At 75.0% G+C, this 9,967-nt stretch carries 7 protein-coding genes; 3 read left to right on the plus strand and 4 right to left on the minus strand.

Annotated features, from left to right (window positions below; all coding sequences use genetic code 11):
* The 3 genes from I6A60_RS39480 to I6A60_RS39490 form a co-directional block, all read left to right on the plus strand.
* The coding region (locus I6A60_RS39480; RefSeq protein ID WP_305038822.1) for an SbcC/MukB-like Walker B domain-containing protein at nt 1–1,931 on the plus strand (1,931 nt) is incomplete at its 5' end.
* Nucleotides 1,928–3,154, plus strand: coding sequence for a hypothetical protein (locus I6A60_RS39485; RefSeq protein ID WP_203021048.1), 1,227 nt, complete (start codon nt 1,928–1,930; stop codon nt 3,152–3,154). The genes I6A60_RS39480 and I6A60_RS39485, both read left to right, overlap by 4 nt.
* 96 nt (nt 3,155–3,250) lie before the next feature.
* Nucleotides 3,251–4,501: a multidrug effflux MFS transporter gene (locus I6A60_RS39490; RefSeq protein ID WP_203021046.1), complete on the plus strand. Its 1,251-nt coding sequence runs from the start codon at nt 3,251–3,253 to the stop codon at nt 4,499–4,501.
* An 18-nt stretch (nt 4,502–4,519) separates the two neighbouring features.
* Here the strand turns inward: I6A60_RS39490 and I6A60_RS39495 are convergent, their stop codons facing one another.
* The 4 genes from I6A60_RS39495 to I6A60_RS39510 form a co-directional block, all read right to left on the minus strand.
* Nucleotides 4,520–5,542, minus strand: a complete 1,023-nt coding sequence (locus tag I6A60_RS39495) for a TAXI family TRAP transporter solute-binding subunit (RefSeq protein ID WP_203021044.1) — start codon at nt 5,540–5,542, stop codon at nt 4,520–4,522.
* Nucleotides 5,543–5,638: 96 nt separating this feature from the next.
* The gene (locus I6A60_RS39500) at nt 5,639–7,057 is read right to left on the minus strand and encodes a HAMP domain-containing sensor histidine kinase (RefSeq protein ID WP_203021042.1); all 1,419 of its coding nucleotides are present in this window, start codon (nt 7,055–7,057) and stop codon (nt 5,639–5,641) included.
* 7 nt (nt 7,058–7,064) lie between these two features.
* Nucleotides 7,065–7,946 (minus strand): response regulator transcription factor, encoded by an 882-nt coding sequence (locus tag I6A60_RS39505; RefSeq protein WP_203021040.1) that lies wholly within the window; start codon nt 7,944–7,946, stop codon nt 7,065–7,067.
* 249 nt (nt 7,947–8,195) lie between these two features.
* The gene (locus I6A60_RS39510; RefSeq protein WP_238437199.1) at nt 8,196–9,530 is read right to left on the minus strand and encodes an MFS transporter; all 1,335 of its coding nucleotides are present in this window, start codon (nt 9,528–9,530) and stop codon (nt 8,196–8,198) included.
* Nucleotides 9,531–9,967: the final 437 nt, after the last annotated feature.

The raw sequence follows: 9,967 nt of genomic DNA on the forward strand, positions 1-9,967 counted from the left end.
CCCCGCCGGGGGGGGGGGGGCCGGGGGGGGGGGGGGGGGGGGGGGGGGCCCGACACGCCCGCGCGGCGGCGGCGGCCGCGCTGGAGCAGGCGCAGACCGCCGATCTGGCGGCCGCGCTGCGTCCCCACCTCGTAGAGGGTGAGCCCTGCCCGGTGTGCGAGCAGGCGGTCGCCACGCTGCCAGCGGCCGCCGGCCATCCGGTGGCGCTCGCCGCCGCGCGGACCGCCCTGGACCGCGCGGCCAAGGACCTCGACGCGCGGGAGCGGCGGTCCGCGGACGCGGGCCGCGCCGAGTACGAGACCCGGCTGCGCCAGCGGAACCTGATGGACCGGGCCGACGAGCTGCGCCGCTCGCTCGCGGCCCAGGACGCCGCCGGTGTTGTCGCGAACCTCGCCGAGCTCACCCGGTGCGAGCAGGCCGCGGCCAGGGCGGCGCGCGAGCTGGCCGCCACCCGAGTCGACGCGGACGCCGCCGACCGCGCCGCGGCCACGCTGGTGACGGCCGGCTCCCGGGCTCGCGCCCAGCTGGCCGAGGCCCGCGACCCGCTGGTCGGCCTGGGGGCGCCAGGCCTGGTCGACGGCGACGTGGCCGAAGGCGGGGACGGCCTCGGCGTCGACCTGGCCGCGAGCTGGGCCCGGCTAGTCGGCTGGGCCGGCGAGCTCGCCGGGCGACGATCCGCGGAGCTGGGCGCCGCGGCGGCCCGAGACGCCGTCGCCCGCGACACGCTGAGCGCCACCACCGTCGCCCACGCCCAGGCCGCGAGCACCGCGGAGCGGGCGGAACGCGACCAGGTGGCGGCCCTGCACGACGAGCGCACCGCCGCGAGCCGGCTGGAATCGCTGAGCACCCGGGTCACCCAGCTGCGCGAATCCCTCGCCGGCCTGCCTTCGGCCGCGGACGTGGTGGCGACCCTCACCGAGCTGGACCGGCTCGCCGCGAACGCCAAGGCCGCTGACGAGGGCCTGCGAGCCGCCCGGGCCGAGGCGGACGCCGCCGACGCCGCGCTACGCGCCGCCCAGGACGCGCTGCGCGCCGCCCAGTCGGCGCTCGCCAGCACTCGGGACACCGTGGTCGCGCTCGGCGCACCGGCGCTCGGCGGCCAGGATCTGCTGGCCGACTGGACGAGTCTCACCCGCTGGGCGGCCACCGAGGCGACCACCCGGGACGGCCGGCTTCCGGCCCTGGGTGACGCCGTCACCCAGGCCGGGCAGGTCAGGGACGAGACGGCCCAGGCGCTCGTCGACCTGCTCACCGCGCACGACATCCCGACAGGCGGCCTCGTCACCGAAACGGCGGCACGGGCCGCTTCGGCGGCGCTCGAACGGGCCCGAGCGCAGCGGGACCGGGTCGCCGAGCGACGCGCCGAGGCGGCCGGGGTACACGCCGAGCTCACGAGGACCCGCGAGGCCGAACAGGTCGCCCACCAGCTCGGCGTGCTGCTGCGTTCGGATCGCTTCCAGCGCTGGCTGGTGGCCGCCGCGCTCGATCTACTGGTCGAGGACGCGTCGCGGACGCTGCTGGAGCTGTCCAACGGCCAGTTCGAGCTCACCCACGACGACGGGGACTTCATCGTCATCGACCACGCCGACGCCGACTCCCAGCGCCCGGTTCGCACGCTTTCCGGCGGCGAGACCTTCCAGGCAAGCCTCGCGCTCGCGCTGGCGCTGTCCGCGCAGCTCACGACGATGGCCGCGACCGGCGCCGCCCGGCTCGACTCGATCTTCCTGGACGAGGGCTTCGGCACCCTCGACGACGCGACCCTCGACACCGTCGCGAGCACGCTGGAGAACCTCGCGGGCGGCAGCGGTGTCGGCGGTGGCCGGATGGTCGGGATCGTCACGCACGTCCAGGCGCTGGCCGAACGGGTCCCCGTCCGGTTCGCCGTGAGCCGCGACGAACGCACGTCCACCGTCATCCGGGAGACAGCATGAGCACCCTCGGGGCGGTCGCGGCCACGGGTGGGATGCGGTTCAGCATCGACCCGTGGGACCCGAGCTACGGCACCTCGGTCGCCGACGACGGCTTCAAGGAGTCGACGGCGAAGATCGAGGCCGGGGTCGAGGAGGCTCCGTCCGCCTGGCGGCCGGTGCCGCTGCCGGCGGCCCGGGGCCGCCTCGTCGCGGCACCGGACGCGGTGCTCTTCGTCGACGGGGTCCGCCGGGAGGACGCCCGTGGCTGGATCGATGACCTGGCACCGGCCGACACCCGGGCGACGTCGGCCGCGCCGGCCGTCTGCGCGTCGTTCGCCAGCGGGGTCGTGTGCAGCTGCGCGCTCGGGGCTCATCTGCTGACCGCGCGGGTGGAACGCGGCCTGTTCACCCCGGCGCGCCATGCCGGTGATATCACGACCCTGGCCGGCACCTACCGGGTCAGGCCGGTCACCGACGACGGCCCCAACGGCCTGAACCTCGCCATCCAACAGGCCATGACGACCTTGGAGATCTCCATCGCCGCCGGCGCGCGCCATGGCCATGCCACGGTCCCGGGCGCCGACGGACAGGTCTGGCCCGGGCCGGACGGCGTCGCCGGATCAGCGCCGGATGACTCGTTCGCCGACGGGCCCGCGTGGCCTTCCGACGCTGAGGCCCAACCGGTGCCGGGCGACCCGTTCGCGGCCGGGCCGACTGGGCCGTGGCCCCGGCAGCGACTCGCCGAGCACCCGACGGACCAACCCGGCGGCGCCGCCCCCGATCGCAGCGCCCTGCTCATCGTCGACGGGCCGCTGCGGGGCCGGACACACATGCCCCGCACGCTCGGCTTCATCAAGACCCACCACTCGCGGTACCTCGAACCGCCCCAGCACGAGGTCGTCGGCCGGCTCCAGCCGGGCGAACGCACCCCGGTCTTCATGATGGGCACGAACTGGGACCGTTTCACCTGGTACCTACGGCTGCCCAGCCGCCCCGGGGCGCCCTGGGCCGGCGTCGCCCGGATCGAGTGCCCGGCGAGCCTGCCCGCGGCCGACGCGATCGGGCTGGCCGACCTCAGCCAGGTCGTGCTGCCGCGCTTCGCCTCGCACGAGTTCAAGGACGGCCGAGCCCCGCAGAACCTCTACCCCATCGCCGGCCTCGAACGAGCGCTGCGCCGCCGGCTCGGTGACCGCCAGCTCATGTACCGCTCGCTGCGCCGCGCCGCTGGCGGCGCGATCGGCTGACCCGGCCGGTGGTGGCGTCCAACGGGTCGCGGGGACGCGCGGGGCGGGTGAGGCTGAGACGCCCAACCGTTCCAGCCGCGCCGAAGGGTGCCCAGAATGGCCGACCGTACCGTTGCGCTGCGCACCCTGGTCATCCTCGGCGCGCTGACCGCGTTCGGGCCGCTGTCGATGGACCTGTACCTGCCGGCGCTGCCCGCCCTGACCCGTGACCTGGGCGTCAGTGCGTCACTCGGCCAGCTGACGATGACGTCCTGCATGGTCGGGCTCGCCGTCGGGCAGCTGGTCGCCGGCCCGGTCAGCGACGCGTTCGGGCGGCGCCGGCCGCTGCTGGCCGGCGTCGCCTGTTGGGCCGTGATGTCGGTCGCGTGCGCGTTCGCGCCGGATGTCGGAACCCTGGCCGGGCTGCGGCTGGTGCAGGGGCTGGCCGGCGGCGCGGGTGTCGTGGTGGCCCGGGCCGTCGTACGGGACCTGTTCGACACCGCGGCCGCGGCCCGGGTGTTCTCGCTGCTGCTGCTGGTCATGGCGATGGCGCCGGTGCTCGCGCCGCTGCTCGGGGGGCAGCTGATGCACGTGACGTCGTGGCGGGGGCTCTTCCTCGCGTTGACGCTCATCGGCTGCGCCCTGCTCGCTGCCGCGGCGCTGGGGATCTCCGAGACGCTGCCGCCCGCGCGCCGGGTGCACGGCGGGGCCCGCGCCACCGCCGGCCAGCTGCTGACCGTGCTGCGCGACCGGCGGGCGGTCGGTTACGCGGCAGTGCTCGGCCTCGGCGGCGGCATGCTGTTCACCTACATCTCGATGGGCCCGTTCGTGATGCAGAACGGGCACGGACTGTCGCCGCAGGGGTTCTCGTTCGTCTTCGCGGCCAATGCGCTCGGGCTCGCGGCCGCGAGCCGGCTGAACATGCTGCTGGTCGGCCGGCTGGGGCCGGGCCGGATGCTCTCGATCGGGCTGGCGATCTCGGTTGCCAGCACCTGGGCGATGGCGCTCGCGGCCTCGCTGCGGCTGCCCCTGGCCGTGTTGCTGGCACTGCTAGGGATCACCGTCGCCTCGGTGTCGATGATCATGCCGAACACGACCGCGCTCGCGATGGAGAAGCACGGCGCCAGGGCCGGCGCGGTGTCCGGCCTGCTTGGCCTGTCCCAGTTCGGCCTCGGCGGCCTGATCGGTCCGCTGGTCTCCCTGGGCGGGGTGACCACGCTGACGATGGCCGCGACGATGGCGGCCACCGCCTCGGTCGCGCTGCTGGTCCGCCATGCGGTCGCCCGCGTCCCGGCCCGCGAGGCCCCGGAGGCCGACACCGCGCCGCCGGTTCTGCCCGCTGGCGGCCTGGGCCGCTCGGCCTCGTGAGGCGCGGGCCGGCGTGGCTCAGGTCTTGGTGGAGCGGTAGTACCGCAGGGCGCCCTCGGCCAGCGGGATCGGGAAGGTCGCGATGGCGCTGCGGCGGTCCAGCGAGTTGGCGACCGGGATCTGCGCGGCGATCTCGGCCCGGGCGTCGAACAGGACGCGGGTGACCTCCTCGACGAGGCCCGGGTCGGTGTCGGCCCTGGTGACGAGCAGGTCGGGGACGGCGACGGTGGTCGTGTCGGTCGGCGGCCCGGCCAGCCGGTAGGTGTCGGCGAGGATGGTGCCGGGGCGGTAGGCGGGGTCGGACCGGGCATGCAGCTGCGCGGCCAGCGCGCCGAGCGAGACCAGGCGGATCGAGGTGGCGTCGGCCAGGTCGGTGATCCCGCCGGTCGGCAGGCCGCCCGACCAGAAGAACGCGTCGAGGTCCCCGTTCTCCAGCGCGGCCACCGACTCGTTGATACCGAGCCGGCTGACGGCCATCGACTTCTCCGAGATGCCCGCGACGGAGAGCATCCGCTCGGAGATCAGCTCGGTCCCCGAGCCGTCGGAGCCGATGGACACGCGCCGGCCCCGCAGGTCGGCGAGGGTGTGGATCGGGCCGTCGGCGCGCACGACCAGGTGCATGTAGTCGTCGTAGATCCGGGCCAGCGCCCGGATCGGCTCGGGCCGGTCGAACGGGGCACGCCCGGCGACCGCGGCGGAGGCCGCGTCGGCCGCCGTGAAGGCGAACACGTTGGGTGACAACGCGGCCTGCCGGACATTGTCGACGGAGGCGGTGGTCGCCATCGCCTCGGCCTCGACGCCGTCGAGCCGGCGGTTGATCGCGGCAGCGAGCGCGACACCGTAGGAGTAGTAGATGCCCTTGGTCGCGCCGGTCAGGATGACGATCGTGCCGTGACGGTACTGGCGCTGCTGGCCGTTGCGGGTCACGGCCACGGACCCGAGGGTGGCGGCGACGATCACCACGAGGGCAGCGGACAGGCCGACAAGCAGACGGCGGCGCGACCACCAGCCGCCCGGGCTCGGGCGTCGCAACCGCCGCATGACCGCCCGACCATACCCGCTGTCCAGGTTTGCCGGGTGGGCGATCTGTCTCGCCCGGGCCGGCGACCGCCCAGAAGACCGGCCCAGGAGGTCGACTCAGGAAGCCGGGACCTTGGCCGGCTGGGTTGGCGCGGCGAGGTCGGCGGCCGGGCGCCGCGGCACGCTCAGCGTCACCGCGAGGCCGGTGGGCTCGGCGAGGGCCACCGAGAGGGCACCCCCGGAGGCGCCCAGCAGTGTGCTGGCGATGCTGAGACCCAGGCCGGAGCCACCGACGTTCACGTTGCGGGGACTACGCCAGAACCGGCGGCCGACGACGGGCAGCTCATCCTCCGCGACGCCGGGACCCTGGTCGCGGACCACGATCCGGATCGCGTCGGCGGCCCGCGTGACGGCCACCTCGACGGTGGACGCCGTCGGCGAGAACTTGATCGCGTTGTCGACGACGGCGTCCAGCGCGCTGCCGAGCGCCGTCCGGTCGGCGTAGCCCATCGCCTCGGACAGCCCCGCCTGGGCGAGCGCGATCTGCCGGGTCGCCGCGACCAGCCGCCAGGCGGCGAGCCGCTCCCTGGTCATCGCGACGACGTCGAACGCCGCCGGGCGGGCCGCCGCGTGCTCGGCCTGGGCCAGCGCGAGCAGCTCGTCCAGCACCTCGGTCAGGCGCCGGCCCTCCGTCCGGGTCTCCTCCAGCTCGTCGAGCCATTCGGCTGGCAGGCCCAGGCCGATATTCTCGATCCGCAGCAGCAGCGCGGACAGCGGGTTGCGCAGCTGGTGGGACGCGTCCGCGACGAACGCCCGCTGCTGGGAGATCACCTCCTGGACGTGGTCGGCCATCTCGTTGAACGCCGTCGCCAGCCGGCGCAGCTCCGGCGGTCCGACCCGTTCGGACACGCGGGTCGAGAGCTGGCCCGTCGCGATGGCGTGCGTCACCGCGTCCAGGCTGTTGATCGGTGCCAGCACCCAGCGGGTCAGCCGCAGCGCGACCGCGACGCACACCAGCAGCGCCGCCAGCTCCCCCAGCCCGAGCAGCAGCCACCGCTGCAGCTCCTCGCCGCGCAGCCGGCCGGTCGGCGAGACGGTCAGCGCGGCACCGATCACGTCGCCGCCGGACAGCACCGGCTCGGCGATCACGAGCGGCCGTTCCTGCCAGGGCCAGATCTGCGCGGGATCCTCGCCGCCGCGCCCGCGCAGCGCCGCGTTCAGCTGCTGGCGCACCCGCGGGTCGGTGGCCGGGACGGTCTGGCGGGACGCGGCCCGGACGGAGGAGTCGCGGCCGTAGACGACCGCCGTAATGCCGTACACCTGGTCGTAGCGCACCAGCTCGTCGGTCAGTGTCCGGTTGCCGTCCGGACCGGGGTTCTGGCCGGCCAGGCCGGCGAACCGGCTCGTGTCACCGAGCCGGTCGAAGAACATCTCCTGCTGCAGGCCCTCGGCCATGCTGCGCGCGAGTGGCACGCCGAGCACGACCAACGCCGTCGCCATCAGCGCCAGGAGGATCACGAGCAGCCGGGCACGCACCGCTCGCTCAGGCTCGCCGTCGTCGTTTCGCCGCGGTGGCGAGCTCGGTCACGCTCGCGTCCACGCCGTCGTCGTCCGCCACAGCGCCGTCGCCGCCGAGACCGGAGATCGGTGGCGCGGGAGCTCCCGCCGCCGAGAGCCGATACCCGACCCCGCGCACCGTCTGGACGACGAACGGATCGCCGAGCTTCGCCCGCAGCGACGCGACGTGCACCTCCAGGGTGCGCGAGGCCGACTGCACCGACGAGCCCCACACCTCGCTGATCAGCTGCTCTCGCCGGAACACGACGCCCGGCGCGCGGGCCAGCTCGGCGAGCAGGTCGAACTCCTTGCGGGTCAGTGCGAGCACCCGCCCGTCGCTCGCCGTCACCTCGCGGCCGTCGAGGTGGATACGCAGGCCACGGGTCTCGACCACCCGGCCGACCGCCGCGGCGCCGGGGACGTCGCCCGCGCCGTCTCCCGCGAGCCCGTCGGCCCGGCCCCCCCCGGCCGCCGGCGAGCCGGCCTCCCCGTCGGCGGCGGCGAGCGGGTCGGGCCGGGAGCGGCGGACGACCGCGTGGATGCGGGCGATCAGCTCGCGCAGGTCGTAGGGCTTGACGATGTAGTCGTCGGCCCCGAGGTAGAGGCCGTGGATGCGCGCCGACAGGTCGGAGCGGGCCGTCACCATGATCACCGGAGTGTTGGAGACCTTGCGGATCCGGCTGCACACCTCGAAGCCGTCCCGGTCGGGCAGGCCCAGGTCGAGCAGCACCAGGTCAGGCCGGGTGTGCATCAGGTCCAGCGCGCGGGCGGCCGTCCTGGCTCGCACGATGTCGAAGCCGTGGCGGCCCAGCACGCCGGACAGGGCCGCGGCGACCCGGTCGTCGTCCTCCACGATCAACAGCCGCATGGGCACTCCCGTCCGGCTGCGACGCGCCGTCGTGGCGCGGTCAGCCTCCTGGCATCACCCCACCGACCGGCCCACCGTCGCGCCGCCCGTCTCGCCCGACAAGCTAGCACTCCGGCCCGGTCCGCTCCGGATCTCCCACAGATCGCGCCCCACCGCAAGCCGACAACCGGCCCGGATCGGGGCGAACCAAGGACTACCTGCCCACCGGGTGCAGCCGCACACCGACACCTGCTCCACCAGGCCGCTCAGCTAGGTGCCGGGGGCGGGCAGGGGCGCGTCGACGGCGATCCGGCGCCCGCGCCGGCGGCCAGGGGTGGCGGTCGAGCGGGAGTTGGGGACGGTGGCCGACAGGAAGGCCGCCAGCAGGCAGAGGAACGCCGCGCCGTACCAGGCCGCGGTGTAGGTACCGGTGGCGCCGCGCACCCAACCGGCCGCGATGGCCGCGACCGCGGCGCCGAGCTGGTGGGACGCGAACACCCAGCCGAACACCACCGGCGCCCGCTCCCCGAACGCCGACCGGCACAGCGAGATCGTCGGCGGCACCGTCGCCACCCAGTCCAGCCCGTAGACGACGACGAAGGCGATCATGCTCGGGTGCAGCCGGGACGAGAGCAGCAACGGGAGCCCGGCGAGCCCACAGCCACGCAGCGCGTAGTACATGACGAGCAGGTGGCGGCTGTCGAAGCGGTCGGTGAGCCAGCCCGAGGCGACCGTCCCGACGATGTCGAACACGCCGACGACGGCGAGCAGGCTGGCCGCCGTGACCTCGGGCAGCCCGTGGTCGTGCGCCGCCGGGACGAAGTGGGTGCCCACCAGCCCGTTGGTACTGAGGCCGCAGATGAAGAATCCGCCGGCGAGTGCCCAGAACGCCCGGTCGCGCAGCACCCCGACGAGCCCGGACACCGCCGCGCCCGCCGCCGCGGCGGCCGAGGCCTCACGTGCGCCGTCCGGCGGCCGGACGGCGGCCAGCTGGGTGCCGTCCGGGTCCGGCCTGGCGCCGTAGGGCCGAACGCCGACGTCGCCGGGATAGTCCCGGATGCCGACCAGCACGAGCGGCACGACGGCGGCGGCGGCCACCGTCACCACCAGCGCGGCCGTCCGCCAGCCATACCGGTCGACCAGCGCCGCCAGGCCAGGCAGGAAGATCAGCTGACCGGTCGCGCCACCCGCCGTGAGCACGCCGACGACGAGGCCGCGCCGCCGCTCGAACCAGCGGCCGGCCACGGTCGCGGCGAACACGAGCGCCATCGAGCCGGTACCGAGCCCGACCAGCACGCCCCAGCAGGCGATCAGCTGCCAGGTGGACGTCATGAACACCGTCAGCCCGCTGCCGGTGGCGACGAGCAGCAGCGCGACCGACACGACGCGCCGGATCCCGAACCGCTCCATCAGCGCGGCGGCGAACGGAGCGGTCAGGCCGTACAGCACGAGGTTGACCGACACGGCCGACGAGATGGTCGCCCGCGACCAGCCGAACTCGTCCTGCAGCGGAAGGATGAAGACGCTGGGCACCGCCCGGAAGCCCGCGGCGCCGACCAGCGCGACGAACGTCACCGCGGCCACCAGCCAGGCCCGATGCGGCATATGGCCGCGCCACACGCCACCCGGCGCGGGCTCCAGTGCCTTGGGCTGCTGGTCCCGCGTTTCCTGGGTCTCTCCGGGCACCGGCGTCACGTTCCCAGCATGCCGGACCCCTCCGGCCCCGAGCCGTCCCTTCCGGACACGTCCCCCACCAAACCCGCCATCCCGGAGACCGTCGGCTCGACCAGGCGCGGCTGAGCAGCCGGAGGCACGGAACGCATCTCCGACCAGCGGTCAAGACATACGCGACCAAGATCCCGACCCTGGACAAGCGCCAATTGCCGCACTCCTCTCCCGCCTCGGTCCAGGCTGGGGAGGGCGCTCAGCGCCCGACCCGGCGGCGGGGGGGGGGGGGGGGGGGGGGGGCCCGGCCCGCTCGACCACGCCGGCGATATCCCAGCCCGGGACCACCGGGAAGAAGGTCTCCACGGTGTGATCCA

The sequence above is a fragment of the Frankia sp. AgB1.9 genome (genome assembly GCF_016786355.1).
GTDB lineage: Bacteria > Actinomycetota > Actinomycetes > Frankiales > Frankiaceae > Pseudofrankia.